This window comes from Salinimicrobium flavum, from assembly GCF_042684505.1.
Classification (GTDB): domain Bacteria; phylum Bacteroidota; class Bacteroidia; order Flavobacteriales; family Flavobacteriaceae; genus Salinimicrobium; species Salinimicrobium flavum.
Map to the genome: position 1 here is coordinate 449316 of NZ_JBHULT010000010.1, position 16575 is coordinate 465890.

13 protein-coding genes are annotated in these 16575 nt (G+C 42.4%); 5 read left to right on the forward strand and 8 right to left on the reverse strand.

What is annotated here, in order from left to right; genetic code table 11:
- Position 1 precedes the first annotated feature (1 nt).
- Complete coding sequence (locus ACFSTG_RS12820; RefSeq protein WP_380753526.1) at positions 2-1360, reverse strand: NAD-dependent succinate-semialdehyde dehydrogenase; 1359 nt, start codon at positions 1358-1360, stop codon at positions 2-4.
- Between the two features lie 160 nt (positions 1361-1520).
- Between ACFSTG_RS12820 and ACFSTG_RS12825 the strand changes: the two genes are divergently transcribed.
- Both ACFSTG_RS12825 and ACFSTG_RS12830 read left to right on the forward strand, forming a co-directional pair.
- A complete protein-coding gene (locus ACFSTG_RS12825) occupies positions 1521-1928 on the forward strand; it encodes a glyoxalase (protein WP_380753529.1) in 408 nt (135 codons plus the stop codon).
- A gap of 110 nt (positions 1929-2038) precedes the next feature.
- Positions 2039-2491 carry a transcription elongation factor gene (locus ACFSTG_RS12830; protein ID WP_380753532.1) on the forward strand — a complete coding sequence of 151 codons (453 nt, stop codon included), beginning with the start codon at positions 2039-2041 and terminating at the stop codon, positions 2489-2491.
- A 1-nt stretch (position 2492) separates the two neighbouring features.
- Here ACFSTG_RS12830 and ACFSTG_RS12835 read toward each other — a convergent pair whose 3' ends face one another.
- Positions 2493-4538 (reverse strand): HD family phosphohydrolase, encoded by a 2046-nt coding sequence (locus tag ACFSTG_RS12835; RefSeq protein WP_380753535.1) that lies wholly within the window; start codon positions 4536-4538, stop codon positions 2493-2495.
- A gap of 114 nt (positions 4539-4652) precedes the next feature.
- Between ACFSTG_RS12835 and ACFSTG_RS12840 the strand changes: the two genes are divergently transcribed.
- Positions 4653-5831: an acetyl-CoA C-acyltransferase gene (locus tag ACFSTG_RS12840; RefSeq protein ID WP_380753538.1), complete on the forward strand. Its 1179-nt coding sequence runs from the start codon at positions 4653-4655 to the stop codon at positions 5829-5831.
- A 20-nt stretch (positions 5832-5851) separates the two neighbouring features.
- Positions 5852-6601: a C40 family peptidase gene (locus ACFSTG_RS12845; RefSeq protein WP_380753541.1), complete on the forward strand. Its 750-nt coding sequence runs from the start codon at positions 5852-5854 to the stop codon at positions 6599-6601.
- Positions 6602-6682: 81 nt separating this feature from the next.
- Here the strand turns inward: ACFSTG_RS12845 and ACFSTG_RS12850 are convergent, their stop codons facing one another.
- On the reverse strand, positions 6683-7942 hold the full coding sequence (locus ACFSTG_RS12850; protein ID WP_380753544.1) for a tetratricopeptide repeat protein: 1260 nt from the start codon (positions 7940-7942) through the stop codon (positions 6683-6685).
- 21 nt (positions 7943-7963) lie between these two features.
- Positions 7964-10540 (reverse strand): DNA gyrase subunit A, encoded by a 2577-nt coding sequence (gyrA, locus tag ACFSTG_RS12855; RefSeq protein ID WP_380753547.1) that lies wholly within the window; start codon positions 10538-10540, stop codon positions 7964-7966.
- 241 nt (positions 10541-10781) lie between these two features.
- On the opposite strand from gyrA, the gene ACFSTG_RS12860 reads away from it, so the two are divergent.
- Positions 10782-13331: an ATP-dependent Clp protease ATP-binding subunit gene (locus ACFSTG_RS12860; RefSeq protein WP_380753550.1), complete on the forward strand. Its 2550-nt coding sequence runs from the start codon at positions 10782-10784 to the stop codon at positions 13329-13331.
- Between the two features lie 88 nt (positions 13332-13419).
- Here the strand turns inward: ACFSTG_RS12860 and hisIE are convergent, their stop codons facing one another.
- The 4 genes from hisIE to hisH form a co-directional block, all read right to left on the reverse strand.
- Positions 13420-14028 carry a bifunctional phosphoribosyl-AMP cyclohydrolase/phosphoribosyl-ATP diphosphatase HisIE gene (hisIE, locus tag ACFSTG_RS12865; RefSeq protein ID WP_380753553.1) on the reverse strand — a complete coding sequence of 203 codons (609 nt, stop codon included), beginning with the start codon at positions 14026-14028 and terminating at the stop codon, positions 13420-13422.
- 208 nt (positions 14029-14236) lie between these two features.
- A complete protein-coding gene (gene hisF / locus ACFSTG_RS12870; protein WP_380753556.1) occupies positions 14237-14992 on the reverse strand; it encodes an imidazole glycerol phosphate synthase subunit HisF in 756 nt (251 codons plus the stop codon).
- Positions 14993-15115: 123 nt separating this feature from the next.
- Positions 15116-15835, reverse strand: coding sequence for a 1-(5-phosphoribosyl)-5-[(5-phosphoribosylamino)methylideneamino]imidazole-4-carboxamide isomerase (hisA, locus tag ACFSTG_RS12875; protein ID WP_380753558.1), 720 nt, complete (start codon positions 15833-15835; stop codon positions 15116-15118).
- A 131-nt stretch (positions 15836-15966) separates the two neighbouring features.
- Positions 15967-16557 (reverse strand): imidazole glycerol phosphate synthase subunit HisH, encoded by a 591-nt coding sequence (gene hisH, locus ACFSTG_RS12880; protein WP_380753561.1) that lies wholly within the window; start codon positions 16555-16557, stop codon positions 15967-15969.
- Between the last annotated feature and the right edge of the window lie 18 nt (positions 16558-16575).

Below are 16575 nucleotides of genomic sequence, written 5' to 3' on the forward strand. Positions count from 1 at the left end.
TCTATATCTTTTTAATGAACACCGTTTTAATATTTACGAATTCCCTGATCCCTAAAAAGGACAGCTCCCTTCCATAACCAGAATTCTTAGTGCCTCCAAAAGGTAACCTGGGATCACTCTTTACCAGTTCATTTACGAAAACAGCCCCGTCCTCGAATAGAGGAACCATTCTTTTAGCCTTTTCCAGGTCTGAAGTGAACAGGGAAACGCCAAGACCAAATTGAGACCGGTTAACCAGTTCCACCGCTTCTTGTTCTAATGTAAAGACGGTCACCCCAATTGCCGGACCAAAAGTTTCTTCGGTAAACATGGGCATATCCGGGGTAACACCGGTAACAATGGTAGGCGGGTAAAAAGCTCCTTTCCTCTCTCCACCTGCAATGATCTCCGCTCCCATTTTAACCGACTCCTTTACCTGCTTCTCTATATCTTCCGCAAGATCCTCCCTGGCCTGCACTCCTATGAAGGTGTCCTCTGCCATGGGATCACCGCTTTTAAGGTTCTCAACCTCTGCTTTGAATTTTTCTAAAAACCGGTCTGCGATACCTTCCTGCAATAACAACCGTTTTCCGGCAATACAGCTCTGTCCGGTGTTTTGAAAACGCGCCTGTACGCATGTTTTTACAGCCTCTTCCAGGTTAGCGTCGTTAAATACAACCAGCGCATTGCTACCTCCCAGTTCCAGGACTGTCTTTTTGATGTTTTTACCGGCGGTTGCGGCTACTTCCCTTCCCGCACCGGTGCTGCCCGTTAAGGTGACGGCTTTCACCCGGTCATCATTTATTACCTGTTCTACCTTCTTACTGCCAATGACCAGGTTTTGAAAACATCCTTTAGGAAAACCTGCACGTTCAAAGACCTTTTGAATGTTCCCTCCCGAGATCATCACATTGCTCGCATGTTTTAAAAGAGCGGTATTTCCTGCCATTAATGCCGGGGCAGCAAATCGAAATACCTGCCAAAATGGATAATTCCACGGCATTACCGCCAGAACCACCCCTATGGGTTCCCATGTGATATAGCTGTTCTCAGCATCTGTTTCGACATTTACCGGTGACAGCTGTTCTTCGGCATTACCTGCATAATATTCGCATACCCATGCGCATTTTTCGATTTCTGCCACCGCCTGGGTGATGGGCTTCCCCATTTCTTTTGAAATAGCCTCTGCATATTCCCGGCTATTCTTTTTCAATTCGGCAGCAGCATTTTTAAGTAAGCGGGACCGCTCAGCGAAAGAACTTAATCTCCAGTCTTTGTAAGCATCATCAGCTTTTTTCAGGGCTTTATCAATATCTTCTGCGGTAAACTCCCGGTGTTCCTGCAGAATCTCCCCGTTGTACGGATTTTTGGAAAGGATCATTTTTTCTGTTTTTCTAAAGATAAAAAGAAGACTACAGCTTAGAAAACTATTAAATTGAAATTAACGGAAGAAGCGCCTGTTCATAAGCCGTTTATAAGTGACCCGGAGCATATGACAGAAAATCATGCAAAAAATGTATTTTTAATTAAAACCCATAGCCATGAAAGACCGAGACCTACAATTATTGGATATCAGACCGGAAATTCGTTCAGCAAAGATCTCCAGTCAAACGGGAGCCGGAGAACTTTTTCAGAATCAAACCCTGCGACCTGTCATAAAGCTTCAAAATGACCTTTTGGTGGAGGCCTTTAGAAATTACATTCAAAAGCATAAGAATGTCTTTATGGACCTTGATGTGGAGAAGCGTCTTAAATATATAGAGAATGCTATTCAGAAGGATATTAAATTCCGCAATAGTCTTAAAGGGATGATCATAGGGCAGTTCACGGTAGAAGAATACAGATTTTACATTACAGATTCTTCAGCTTTGAACAAAAGAATGATGAACCTGGTAAAAGAACGAATACAGAGCAACCTTCAACTTTTCGGGCCACTTTCAGCTGCATAAATTCCCGGATAAATTTTTCAAAAATCTGTAGCGGGAGGTTCTATTAAACTTTTGCTAATTGTTCTTTTTTCCAAAGGCTGTTCTCTAATTTTATGGAAAACGCATAAAAAATGGGCCTTAACAAAGAAGAATTATTTTACAATTGTATGGATGAAGTTAACCGTCGCATTAATTTGTACCGGCAAAAACTGGATACCATAAGCGGTGAGAATGAAGAGAATAAATTCCACCCGGATTTTGATGAATATGGGAATAAAGGTGAAATGTTGACCGAGTACGAGGAAAACTCGACTAACCTTGACAGGGTACAGAAGATGAAAGAAACCCTGGCCAATCTCGATATGACCCACAGAAGCGAAACGGTACGTCCGGGAAGTGTTGTTGAAACCAGGAACAGCTACTATTTTGTCTCTGTACCTCTTGGGGAGATCGACATGGACAGCGGCAGAAAGGTTTATGCCATTTCAACCGATTCTCCAATTTACCAGCAGCTTGAGGGTAAAAAAGCCGGTGAAAAATTCACTTTTAATGAGAGTGAAGTAGAGATCGAAAAGGTACTGTAACCTATTCAGGATACTCGATACGCAGGTGGTAAATGTTCTTAAGCTTTCGTTTAAGGACTTTCTTTACCATTTGAATTTCCATAAAGGTAATATCTGAATTTAAGAACTGCCCCTCCTCCATTTGTTTGTTGATGATCTTTTCTACAAATTCATCAATGATCTTTGAGGTAGGCTCCTTAATACTTTTACTGGCAGCTTCTACACTATCACACATCATTAGGATCGCTGTTTCCTTACTGAAAGGAATAGGACCGGGATAACGAAAATCTTCAGGATTTGCATTTTTATTCGCTTCCTTCTCTTTTTTCCAGAAATAATAAACAGTAGTGGTACCATGGTGGGTTCGAATAAAATCGATCACCCTATCCGGAAGGTTCCTTTTCTTTGCGATCTCGATCCCGTTGATCACGTGCTCAATAATTATCTCTGCACTTTCACGAGGTGAGAGTTCATCGTGTGAGTTTACGGAAGTAGTTTGATTCTCTGTAAAATAGGTAGGATTTCGCATTTTCCCAATATCGTGGTACAGCGCTCCTACCCTGGCAAGCATAGAATTGGCTCCTATTTCATTGGCGGCAGCTTCAGCCAGATTGGCTACATTGAGGGAATGGTGAAAAGTTCCCGGTGCTTTGTCTGATAACTCCTTAAGCAGTTTGGAATTGGTATCTGAGAGCTCCAGTAATGACATATCAGACACCAACCCGAAGACCTTTTCATAGGCATAGATCAGCGGTTGCACAAATAACGTAGCCAGCCCTCCCAAAAGGAACATCAGGAATGTTTCGGGTTCAACCTCATATATAGAACCTTCCTGGATCACCGTAAAGGCAAAATAGGAAAGGATATAAACCATAGTGATCTGTCCTACGGTAATGAACAGGTTTGCCCTTTTGTACAATTCAGAAACCGTAAGTATGGTAACGATACCGGCAATGATCTGCAGGAACATGTATTCATAACTATCGGGAACAATGAAACCCAGCAAAAGAACAGTAATAACGTGAGTGAACAGACCAAGACGGGAGTCAAAGAAGCCTTTCAGGGTTAGCGGCAGGATACATAGCGGCACTACATAGACATAATTCACGTTGAACCTTATCACCAGTACGGTAAGTAAGACCATAAGGAGCAGATTGAAAAAGATAAACGTGACCTTGACGTTGTTCTGGAAAATGTCGTAACGGTATTTTCGTATAAAAAGCATAAGCATCAAAAGGGCTAAAAAGACCAGCATGCTATAGCCCACAATAACCCAGTTGTAGTTGGCCTGGCTCCACACCTGTGATTCATATTCAGCCTTCAGCGAATTGAGCACCTGTAATTTATTACCCTCCACTACTTCCCCCTTGGCGACAATGATGGTTCCCCGCTCCACATTTCCCCGGGTATAGGAGATCTGATTGTATTTGCTCTCCAGCTCATTTTGGGTGAGCGATTCATTATAGGTCACGTTCGGCCTTACAGAATTAAAGAACAATTCTATCAGCTCGTCCCTGAAAATCTGCAGCCTTGCTTCATCTATTTTGCGATTTAAAAAGTCGCGCAGTTGATTTTGTTTAAGAATATTTCCATAGGAGACCTCAGTAGCTTCATTCCCTTTCTTGAGGTAAATGATCTGGTCCTGGTCAAGCGGAATTATTTCCTGTAAAAGTCCGTTCCTGTAGATCTCTGCGGAAGTTTCTTCTACAAAATTCTTCAAAGCAAGAGTTACACTTCGGGAAAGGGTATCAGACAGCACTTCAGAAAACTGCCGTTCAAGATCAGTCTTTACCTGTTCTGCAATTTCAGGGTTGTATTCATAATAGGGAATATGCTCTTTATTGATGCGCTCCTTTTCCGCAGAAAGTTCGTCGGAAGTCTTTAAAATTGCGAAATCAAAGGGAGCGTAGAGATTTTCATATTGCCACGGTTTTCCTTTAGGTATCTCATATTTAAATTTTCCGCCTTTGGGAAAAAGATAAACGATCAAAAAGGTGGTAAGCAGAAATAAAAAAACTTTGTAAAAAAGATCCTGATTTTTAAAAAGATAATTCACAAATGATTTCATAAAGATTTGATCTCTGTCCAAATGTACTAAAAAAAGCCGGCTGAATGGGATGACGTTGGTTTGTTCCTTTTAAAATGATTAAATTCGCAATAGTAAAATTCTAAACCCGACACAATGAATAAGGATGTAGTAATAGTAAGCGCAGTCAGGACTCCAATTGGAAGTTTCCTGGGCAGCTTATCCACCGTTCCGGCTACTAAGCTTGGATCAATAGCAATAAAAGGAGCCCTTGAAAAGATAAACCTAAAACCTGAAATGGTAGACGAAGTGCTTATGGGTAATGTTGTGCAGGCCGGTAACGGGCAGGCACCTGCAAGACAGGCAGCTTTGGGGGCAGGAATCCCAACCAGCGTTCCCTGTACTACAGTAAATAAAGTTTGTGCCAGTGGAATGAAAGCCATTATGCAGGCTGCTCAGGCCATTAGTAATGGTGATGCTTCTATTGTGGTTGCCGGTGGTATGGAGAACATGAGTATGATCCCACACTATTTGCACCTAAGAACAGGCACCAAATTCGGACCTGCACAAATGGAAGACGGAATGCAGAAAGATGGTCTTGTTGATGCCTATGATAAGAATGCTATGGGTGTTGCTGCAGACCATTGTGCAAAAGAGCATAACTATACCCGCGAAGAACAGGATAAATTCGCCATGCAATCTTATGAGAGATCCAGAAAAGCCTGGGAAGAGGGAAGATTTGATGAGGAAGTAGTTCCTGTGGAGGTTCCTCAGCGAAAAGGAGATCCCGTAATCGTTAAGGAAGACGAAGAGTTCAAGAATGTAAGGATGGACAAAATCGCTTCTTTACGGCCTGCATTCAGCAAGGAAGGGACGGTAACGGCAGCCAATGCTTCTACCATCAATGACGGGGCGGCCGCTGTTATTCTAATGAGCCGTGAGAAAGCTGAAGAACTGGGATTGGAAGTACTGGCAAGCATCAAGAGCTTTGCAGATGCTGCTACAGATCCTATCTGGTTCACAACCGCTCCTTCCAAAGCCCTTCCTAAAGCCATAGATAAGGCAGGGATCTCTTTGGATAATGTAGATTATTTTGAGTTCAATGAAGCCTTCTCTGTTGTTGGCCTTGTGAACATGAAGATACTTGGATTAAAAGATGATAATGTCAATGTGAACGGGGGAGCAGTATCTCTTGGACACCCTCTGGGTTGTTCTGGCGCCAGGATCGTGGTAACCCTTATTAATGTTTTAAAACAAAATAACGGAAAAATTGGTGCAGCTGCAGTTTGTAATGGTGGCGGCGGGGCTTCGGCCATGATCATTGAGAGGCAATAATCATCACTCATACTGACTAAATGCAATATGCCATCTGCCACCTGGGCATTGTCCCCCTAAGGTTAGAACCTTCAGACACCAGTGAAATGGTAAGCCAGTTGCTCTATGGAGAATTATATAGGATCCTGGAGGAAAGGAGCAACTGGTCCAGAATTCGCACGGCTTTTGATTCCTATGAGGCCTGGATCGATAATAAACAGATCAAGAAGATAGCCGAAGAGGAATTTATTAAGTTCAGTGCTGAAGAACCCGTTTTGTCGTCAGACCTGGTAGAATTTATAAGTGGGGAAAAGCAGGATTTGATGCCGGTACCCCTGGGATCTGTTTTAAACTTCACCAATATCCTGAACCATACCCATACGGGGCATACGACTAGCGGAAGAAAGGAAAAGAACAGGCTTATCGAAACTGCCTTTTTATATCTCAATGCGCCCTATTTATGGGGTGGAAAAACCCCTTTTGGGATCGATTCCAGCGGATTCACACAAATGGTCTATAAATTGAACGGTTACACCCTTAACCGCAATGCTACTGACCAGGCAAAGCAGGGAGAGTCACTGAGCTTTATTGAAGAAAGTGAACCCGGTGACCTGGCTTTCTTTGACAATAAAGAAGGTATGATCACCCATGTAGGGATCATGATGACAGATAATTACATTATCCACGCAGACGGTAAAGTACGATTGGATCGTATTGACCACTCAGGTATCTATAATGCAGATCTTCGCAGGCATACCCATCAACTTAGGGTCATTAAAAAGATCATATAATATAGGGTCCAGGTTTATAAAGTCTTAAAATGAAAAAACCCGCTAAATTAGCGGGTTTTTTATATTTGATAAAATGTGAGTCTACTGGTTAGCAGCTTCCATTTCAGCAATACGCTGTTTCATAGCTTCAGCTTTCTCAGTTTGATTTAACTGGTAGTGAATGTTCATGATAGTTCTGGCAGCCTCAACATTGGTTGGATCTTTATCAAGAACTTTTTCAAGGTGTGGCAGGGCTTCCTTATAAAGGTTCTGACGCTTCTCAGCCAGTTCATCATATTTCTTTTGATCTGCCTTGCTCATACCCAACTGGTTCATTTCCTCAACAATTGGCTCCTCATTTGAAAGGATGACATAAGCAATATTGATACGGGCATTGCTCATTTCAGGATCAAGCTCAAGCGCTTTATTATAGTAATCGATCGCTTGTTCTTTTTCTCCAAGTTCAGCAGTACTTACCCCAAGGTTATAGTATAACACCGCATTGTCTGGAGTGTGCTCAACCACCTGCTCCATGATCTCACGGTATTTTTGCATATCTCCCATTCCGTAATACATATCAGCTTCGGCCTGCATTAGACCAATATCTCCAGGGTTTGCCTGTTTTGCAATTTCCATGGCTTCAACAGCTTTTTCTTCTTCTCCCAGTTGCATATAAATAAGGGCAATATTTTTGGCTATTTCACCTTTCTTGGACTCAGAAACTTTTTCCTGCGGATTGATATATTCCCCGGATTTCACAAAGAGATCACGTTGTTCTTTAGATCCCATCATTTCTTCTTCCCCTGTCTCTTTATTGACAGCAGTGTACTGGGTCTCTTCTCCCGAAAAACCAAGATCTCTTAGCTCTTCATAATATTCAAGAGCGGTGTCATAATCTTTAGCATTCACAGCATTTGACGCTGCATAGTAAAGGTAAAGAGTGTCCTCTTTGTTCAATTCGTAGCTGGTAAACAACTTCTCTGCAGCTTCAGTATATTTTTCTGCTTCCTGGTCTGAGATTGCCGCGGTAACAAGCGCATTGCTGGCAGCAGTTAATCCTTCCCCCGCATCTTTATGCCCTAATTCAGCAGCTTTCTTAAAAGAATCTGCAGCTGCCAAAAGGTCTGCCGTGGGAACGTTCTCACCGGTACCAATCAAGGCATATCCTTTATATAAATAATAGTCTGCCTGTTCATCCTGATCTGCGTTGGCTAATTGTGCTTCGGCCTGTTGAAGATAACTTTTAGCTTCCTGAAAATCACCTTTCTCTACAGCTTTACCTGCACGTTTAATTTCTTTTTTCTGGGCGAATGCCACGACAGTAAACATAGCTAAGACTACCGTCAAAATTCTGGTTTTCATCTTTTTTGGTTTTGATTTAACTTATTCTTTTGTATCATTTGCAATAGTTGTGCCATCATGATCTTCTCCAGTGGTGTCAAGGTTTCCATCCACTCCATCGGGATTGACGTTTTCAGCAATTTCCTCAACATCCTCTTCTTCTTTCATCACTTTGGCAACTGCTGCAATAGAATCATTCCCTTTAAGATTGATCAACCTCACCCCTTGTGTAGCGCGACCCATGATCCTTAAATTGTCTACTGAAGTTCTTATCGCCAGACCGGATTTATTGATGATCATAAGGTCATCCCCGTCTGATACATTTTTAATGGCTACCAGACTTCCTGTTTTTTCTGTAATAGAGATGGTTTTCACACCTTTTCCTCCACGGTTGGTGATCCTGTAGATTGGTTCCCCATCTTCAGGGTCATCAATGTAGGTTCTTTTCCCGTATCCGTTCTCTGAAACAACCAATACTGTCTCCTCCTGGGGATCCTGCACCGCGATCATTCCAACCACCTCATCATTCTCATCTGCCAGCGTGATACCTCTAACTCCCGATGCATTCCTTCCCATAGGCCTGGTTTTGCTTTCTTCAAAACGAATCGCTTTTCCGCTCTTAAGGGCAAGCATTACCTGGCTGTTACCGGTAGTTAAACGGGCTTCCAGTAGTTCATCCCCTTCTCTAATTGTAATTGCATTAATACCGTTGGTTCTTGGTCTCGAGTATTGCTCCAGGGAGGTTTTCTTAACCTGGCCTTTTTTAGTGGCCATGATCACGTAATGACTGTTAATGTATTCTTCATCCTTAAGATCCTGAGTACAGATGAAAGCCTTCAGCTTGTCATCCGGTTCGAGGTTGATAAGGTTTTGGATCGCTCTCCCCTTGGAGGTCTTGCTTCCTTCGGGAATTTCAAATACCCTCATCCAGAAACACTTTCCTTTTTCTGTAAAGAATAACATGTACTGGTGGTTTGTCCCAACGAAAAGATTTTCAAGAAAATCTTCATTTCGGGTAGTAGATCCTTTCTGGCCTACCCCTCCCCTGTTTTGTGTCTTATATTCTGTCAGGGATGTCCTTTTAATATAACCTGCATGAGAAATGGTGATTACCACCTGCTCATCGGGGATCATATCCTCCATGCTTAGATCACCACCTGCATATTCTATAACAGATCTTCTTTCATCTCCGTACTTTTCTTTCACCTCCAGCATTTCGTCCTTGATAACCTGCATTCTTCGCTCTTTGCGGGCAAGAATATCCTTAAGGTCTTCAATGGTTGCCATAAGTTCGTCATATTCTGTACGCAGTTTATCCTGCTCAAGACCGGTAAGTTGTCTCAATCGCATCTCCACGATCGCCTTCGCCTGGACTTCGGAAAGTTCGAAACGATTAATCAATTTTGTCCTGGCCTCATCGGCGTTGCTGGAAGATCTGATAAGTGCGATTACCTCGTCGATATTATCTGAAGCGATAATAAGCCCTTCAAGAATATGTGCTCTTTCTTCAGCTTTTCTTAGTTCGTATTCGGTACGTCTTACAACTACCTCATGACGGTGCTCCACGAAATACTGGATCATATCCCTGAGGTTCAGCATTTGCGGACGTCCTTTTACAAGGGCAATATTGTTTACACTGAATGAATTCTGTAATGAAGTATGTTTATATAAGGTATTAAGGACAATATTTGGAATAGCGTCGCGCTTTAATATGTAAACGATACGCATCCCGTTCCTGTCAGACTCATCCCTGATAAGGGAAATTCCTTCTATCTTTTTATCATTTACCAGTTCTGCCGTCTTTTTGATCATTTCGGCTTTGTTGACCTGGTAAGGAATCTCAGTGATTATAATGGCTTCCTTTCCGTTCACTTCTTCAGTATGGGCTTTTGCACGTATTACCACACGGCCCCGTCCTGTTTTAAATGCCTCACGAACCCCGTCATATCCATAAATAGTTCCTCCGGTTGGGAAATCTGGCGCTTTTACATGCTCTATAAGCTCATCTATCTCAATATCGTGGTTATCAATATAGGCGATCACCCCATCAACCACTTCCGAAAGGTTGTGGGGAGGCATATTGGTTGCCATTCCGACGGCAATACCACTGGCCCCGTTCACCAATAAGTTAGGAATACGGGTTGGCAATACTTTAGGTTCATGAAGAGTATCATCAAAATTAAGCTGTGTATCAACAGTTTCCTTGTCAATATCGGCAAGCATATCTTCACTTATCTTACGCATACGCGCTTCAGTATATCGCATTGCAGCAGGACTGTCGCCGTCAATACTTCCGAAGTTACCCTGGCCATCCACCAACATGTAACGTAAACTCCACTCCTGGGCCATACGCACCATAGTGTCGTAAACCGAGGAATCTCCATGAGGGTGGAATTTACCTAAAACTTCCCCTACGATCCTCGCTGACTTTTTGTGAGCCCTGTTAGACAGAACCCCAAGTTCATACATTCCATATAAAACCCTGCGGTGTACAGGTTTTAAACCATCCCGTACATCTGGCAGGGCACGTGACACAATGACCGACATTGAATAATCAATGTAGGCAGACTTCATTTCATCTTCAATATTGATAGGAATTAACTTTTCTCCTTCAGCCATAAAATTCGTATATTTTGGTTTAAAAATCTAACGTGCCAATTTACGTATTTTACCTAACGTAGACGGTATGTGCATTGATGTTTTCTTGGATTTTATTAACAAATTTTTAGATGATCACCGTTAATAAGTTCATTACATTCTTCTTTGAATTAATGATCCAAATTCGTCAATTAGCTATAACTCATAATCAGGTACGATTTTTGAAACTTGAGTTATCATAATCAGAGAGAAAGGAAAAAACATGGATGATAATTTTTCACCAAGAGTAAAAGATGTAATAGCCTACAGCAAGGAGGAAGCCTTGCGGTTAGGTCATGATTTTATTGGTACAGAACATTTAATGCTGGGCCTGTTGAGAGACGGTGATGGCAAAGCTATTAATATACTGAATGCGCTTGATATTGATCTTAGTCACCTAAGAAGAAAGGTGGAGATCCTTAGCCCCGCCAACCCAAATGTTACTGTTGAATCAAACGAAAAAAAGAACCTGCACCTTACAAGGCAGGCTGAACGGGCTTTGAAAACTACCTTCCTGGAGGCTAAGCTTTTCCAGAGTTCTTCAATAAACACAGCGCATTTGCTGTTATGTATTCTTCGAAACGAAAATGATCCCACCACCAAACTTTTAAATAAATTAAAAGTTGATTATGATGGGGTCAAAGACCAGTTCAAATATATGATCACCAACGACGACGATTACATGGAATCTCCAACTGCAGAATCTTTCTCAGATGAAGATGCCACTTCTGATGAACCGGGGAAAAGCAATCCTTTCGCTGGTTCTCCCGGTAAAACCACCAAGAAGTCAAAGACCCCTGTACTGGATAACTTCGGAAGGGATCTTACTGCCCTGGCAGAACTCGATAAACTTGATCCTGTCGTGGGTAGGGAGAAAGAGATAGAGCGGGTATCACAGATCTTGAGCCGAAGAAAAAAGAACAACCCGCTTCTAATCGGAGAGCCCGGAGTTGGAAAATCGGCTATTGCTGAAGGTCTCGCCCTTCGAATCGTGAAAAGAAAGGTATCAAGAATACTTTTTGATAAACGTGTGGTGACCCTTGACCTTGCCAGTCTGGTTGCAGGAACAAAATACCGCGGACAGTTCGAGGAAAGGATGAAAGCGGTTATGAATGAGCTTGAAAAGAATGACGATATCATTCTCTTTATTGATGAGATTCACACCATTGTTGGTGCGGGTGGAGCTACGGGAAGTCTGGATGCCAGCAATATGTTCAAACCTGCTTTGGCCAGAGGTGAGATACAATGTATTGGTGCCACCACCCTTGATGAGTACAGACAATATATTGAGAAGGATGGAGCCCTTGAAAGACGTTTCCAGAAGGTTATCGTGGAACCAACTACCGTTGAGGAAACTATACAGATCCTTAATAATATTAAAGACAAATATGAGGAGCATCACCATGTGACCTATACCGACGAGGCTATTCTCGCCTGTGTAAAGTTAACGAACAGGTACATGACCGACAGGTTCCTTCCCGATAAAGCTATTGATGCTTTAGATGAGGCAGGATCACGTGTCCATATCACCAATATTGATGTCCCCAAACAGATCCTTGAGCTTGAAAGAAAGCTGGAGGAAGTACGGGAGAACAAGAATACAGTCGTTAAAAAACAGAAATACGAAGAAGCGGCGAAACTCCGTGACGACGAAAAGAATATTGAAAGAGAGTTGGCCAAGGCCCAGGAAAAATGGGATGAAGAGTCAAAACTGCACCGCGAAACAGTTACTGAAGATAACGTGGCCGATGTAGTATCTATGATGACAGGAGTGCCTGTAAACAGGATCGCTCAAACAGAGATCAACAAACTGGCAGAATTACCTAAATTGATCAAAGGTAAAGTGATTGGTCAGGATGAGGCGGTAGGAAAAGTGGTGAAAGCCATTCAGCGTAACCGCGCGGGATTAAAAGACCCAAACAAACCTATTGGATCCTTTATCTTCCTTGGACAAACAGGAGTGGGTAAGACCCAGCTGGCGAAGATCCTTTCAAGGGAACTTTTCGACAACGAAGATGCACTCATCAGGATAGATATGAGTGAGTATATGGAAAAATTCGCGGTGAGCAGATTGATAGGTGCACCTCCGGGGTATGTAGGATATGAGGAAGGTGGACAGTTGACTGAAAAAGTGAGACGTAAACCTTATGCGGTGATCTTGCTTGATGAGGTAGAGAAAGCACACCCTGATGTGTTCAACATGTTACTGCAGGTATTGGATGATGGGTACCTTACTGACAGTCTTGGTAGAAAGATCGATTTCAGGAATACCATAATTATCATGACCTCCAATATTGGCGCAAGAAAACTGAAAGATTTTGGTCAGGGAGTTGGTTTTGGAACCGCTGCAAAAAAATCCCAGATTGACGATAATGCCCGCGGAGTTATTGAGAATGCTCTGAAAAAGGCTTTCGCGCCCGAATTCCTTAACCGGGTGGACGATGTGGTTATCTTTAATCCTCTTGAACAGGAAGATATCTATAAGATCATCGATATCGAACTGGAGAAACTGTTTGGCAGAATAGACTCTCTTGGGTACGACCTTAAGTTATCCAAGAAGGCAAAAGATTTTATTGCTGAAAAAGGATTTGATAAACAGTATGGAGCACGCCCATTAAACCGGGCCATCCAGAAATATATCGAGGATGCTTTAGCCGAAGAGATCATTACTTCACATATTACTGAAGGTGATAAAGTTTTCATGGACCTGGATGACGAAAAGAAAGAGTTGACCATAAAGGTTGAAAAGGCCAAAAAGGAAACGAATTCTTAATTGAAATAATAACTAAAAAGAAAGCCTGTGATCAACGTCACAGGCTTTCTTTTTTAAATTCAATCCGGGTTTGAGGCTGATGGGAAAATTAATTTTTCTTTTCGTGTCTGCTCTGCAAAACCTCTGTAACATCTCCCAGAGAATAACCCTTCGCCTGAAGCAGGATCATATAGTGGAACAAAAGATCTGCACTCTCATTCAAAAATAATTCTTCATTTTCATCCTTGGACTCGATCACCATTTCAATTGCCTCCTCTCCTACTTTCTGAGCGATCTTGTTTATACCACTTTGGAAGAGTGAAGCCACATAACTGTTTTCATTCTCCTGGTCCCTTTTTCGGTTGGCGATCACCTGTTCCAGTTCTTCCAAAAAGGTTAAACCGGAAAGATTTTCTTCTCCCCAACAGGTAGCTGTTCCTTTATGGCAGGTAGGACCCTGAGGTGTAACAAAAACCAGGAGACTATCGTTATCACAATCAACCTTGAGGTTCACAAGGTGCAGGAAATTTCCACTTTCTTCCCCTTTGGTCCATAGACGTTGATTACTCCGACTAAAAAAGGTGACTTTTCCGGTCTCACGGGTCTTGGTATACGCTTCTTCATTCATATAACCCAACATGAGTACGTTCTTAGTCCGGGCATCCTGGATGATCGCAGGGACCAATCCGTCGGAATTTTTATTAAAATCAATTTCCATTTTATATTTTTTATTTTTTTATTATGCTAATTCTACGGTGGAAGCACCGACCATAATTTTTAACCCGCCGAAGCTATAGCGAGGGATGGCCCAATTCCTTTCGATGTAAGTTCGAACGGAGTCGAGACCTCCCAAACTGAAGTATTTACAATTTCCTGGTTTCCACAGATCGCACAGATCTCAGTTGAAAACTTCGAATTTCGTATTTCTAAATTCTAACTTCAATCCCTTGTTCCTTCATTTCCTGTTTCAAATCGTGTATAGATATTTCCTTAAAATGGAATACGCTTGCTGCCAGCGCTGCATCTGCCTTTCCGATTTTGAATGCATCGCAGAAATGTTGAATATTCCCTGCTCCTCCTGATGCTATGACAGGAATGGAAACTTCCGAAGAAAGCCTGGAAAGAGCTTCATTGGCGAATCCTTTTTTGGTACCGTCGTTATCCATAGAGGTGAACAGGATCTCCCCCGCACCTCGTTCTTCCACCTCTTTCGCCCAATCAAAAAGATCGATCTCTGTAGGTACTTTACCACCTACCAGATGAACCAGCCACTTCCCATTAACCTTTTTGGCATCTATGGCTACTACTATACATTGTCTTCCAAACTTGGCCGCTAATTTATTGATCAATTCCGGATTCCTGACTGCTGAAGAATTGATGGCTACCTTGTCTGCTCCATTCTGCAGCAGTACATCTACGTCTTCCACAGATGATATTCCCCCACCCACTGTGAACGGAATATTTACGGTAGCGGCCACTTTGCGCACCAACTCTGCAAGGGTCTTCCGCTTTTCCTGGGTAGCGGTAATGTCCAGGAAAACAAGTTCATCTGCTCCCGATTCTGAATACAACTTAGCCAACTCCACGGGATCTCCTGCATCCCGAAGTCCTATAAAATTGATCCCTTTTACCGTTCGGCCGTTTTTAATATCAAGACAGGGAATTATTCTTTTTGTAAGCATCTTTTTAGATATTAGATATGAGACTTGAGAAGTGAGATATCAATTCCATCTGGTCTTTTCTCTTTCCTCTTTCAACTGGTTCAAATTTCGTCCTGGTTCTTGTCTCCTGGTTCTTGATTCTCGTTAAAATATGAACTTCTCCAGTTGTTTTAAACTTATATTTCCTTCATAGATCGCTTTTCCGATAATAGCACCTTCACATCCAATTTCCATTAGAGCGGGCAGATCTTCAAAAGTGGTGATCCCGCCGGAAGCGATCAACTTAAGGTCCCTGTTCTCTCCCAGGATCTCTTGATAAAGATCAAAGGAAGGCCCCTGCAACATCCCGTCTTTTGATACATCGGTACAGATCACGTATTCCACCCCTTGGTCTGAAAAGCCTTGAATGAATGGCAACAGTTCTTCCCCCGATTCTTCCTCCCATCCACTAATGACCACTTTTTTGTTTCGGGCATCGGCTCCTAAAATGATCTTTTCACTTCCAAATTTTGTGAGCCAGGAAAAGAACATATCCGGATCTTTTACCGCTATACTCCCCCCGGTAACCTGTGCTGCACCACTCTCAAAAGCAATCCGCAGATCTTCTTCAGATTTAAGTCCGCCACCAAAATCGATCTTTAAGCCGGTCTTGGAGGCGATCTTTTCGAGAACCTTATGGTTCACAATATGTTTTGACCGGGCACCGTCCAGGTCTACCAGGTGTAAATATTTGATCCCGTGATCCTGGAATTCCTTAGCCACCTCCAGCGGATCTTCATTATAAATTTTACTGGTACTGTAGTCCCCCTGTGAAAGCCTTACACATTTCCCGTCAATGATGTCTATAGCCGGAATTAATCTCATGGTATTTAGTATTTAGTATTTAGTAGTGAGTAGTGAGTAGTGAGTAAGAGATATTTTTGATCTCATCTCGAGCGGAGTCGGGAGGTTTGTCTCGACCCTTCGACTCCGCTCAGGGAAATAAACTTGTTTATTCATAGCTTCAAAAAATTCTGAAGTATTTTTTCCCCGGCTTCGCTACTTTTCTCCGGGTGGAACTGTACCCCGTAGAAATTATCTTTTTTTAGAGCAGACGAATAATTTACTCCGTAATCACATTTTGCAATGGTTTCTGCACAAACCGGTGCGTAATAACTGTGTACCAGGTATACATACTCCTGTTCTGTTATCCCTTCAAAAAGGTCGGTTTTAAGATCCTTTATCCTGTTCCAGCCAATATGCGGGACCTTAAGCTTTTTTTCAAAATGAATCACATCTACATCAAAGATCCCGAGTCCCTCAGTATCTCCTTCTTCAGAGCGCTTGCACATCAACTGCATACCCAGACAAATTCCCAACACCGGCTGCTTCAACTGTGGGATGATCTTATCCAAACCTGTACTTTTCAGTTTCTTCATGGCAGAACTCGCCTCTCCTACTCCGGGAAAGATCACTTTATCGGCAGCTTTTATTTCCTCAGCATCTTGACTTAATATACCGTCATAGCCAAGTCTTTCCAAAGAGAATTTAATACTCTGAATGTTCCCCGCCCCATAATCAATAATTACAACTTTTTTACCTCTCATATCTAATATCTAATATCC

Coding starts and splice junctions, on each gene's coding strand:
- ACFSTG_RS12820 (WP_380753526.1), bottom strand. CDS start 1,360: ATGATCCTTTCCAAAAATCCGTACAACGGGGAGATTCTGCAGGAACAC.
- ACFSTG_RS12825 (WP_380753529.1), top strand. CDS start 1,521: ATGAAAGACCGAGACCTACAATTATTGGATATCAGACCGGAAATTCGT.
- ACFSTG_RS12830 (WP_380753532.1), top strand. CDS start 2,039: ATGGGCCTTAACAAAGAAGAATTATTTTACAATTGTATGGATGAAGTT.
- ACFSTG_RS12835 (WP_380753535.1), bottom strand. CDS start 4,538: ATGAAATCATTTGTGAATTATCTTTTTAAAAATCAGGATCTTTTTTAC.
- ACFSTG_RS12840 (WP_380753538.1), top strand. CDS start 4,653: ATGAATAAGGATGTAGTAATAGTAAGCGCAGTCAGGACTCCAATTGGA.
- ACFSTG_RS12845 (WP_380753541.1), top strand. CDS start 5,852: ATGCAATATGCCATCTGCCACCTGGGCATTGTCCCCCTAAGGTTAGAA.
- ACFSTG_RS12850 (WP_380753544.1), bottom strand. CDS start 7,942: ATGAAAACCAGAATTTTGACGGTAGTCTTAGCTATGTTTACTGTCGTG.
- gyrA (WP_380753547.1), bottom strand. CDS start 10,540: ATGGCTGAAGGAGAAAAGTTAATTCCTATCAATATTGAAGATGAAATG.
- ACFSTG_RS12860 (WP_380753550.1), top strand. CDS start 10,782: ATGGATGATAATTTTTCACCAAGAGTAAAAGATGTAATAGCCTACAGC.
- hisIE (WP_380753553.1), bottom strand. CDS start 14,028: ATGGAAATTGATTTTAATAAAAATTCCGACGGATTGGTCCCTGCGATC.
- hisF (WP_380753556.1), bottom strand. CDS start 14,992: ATGCTTACAAAAAGAATAATTCCCTGTCTTGATATTAAAAACGGCCGA.
- hisA (WP_380753558.1), bottom strand. CDS start 15,835: ATGAGATTAATTCCGGCTATAGACATCATTGACGGGAAATGTGTAAGG.
- hisH (WP_380753561.1), bottom strand. CDS start 16,557: ATGAGAGGTAAAAAAGTTGTAATTATTGATTATGGGGCGGGGAACATT.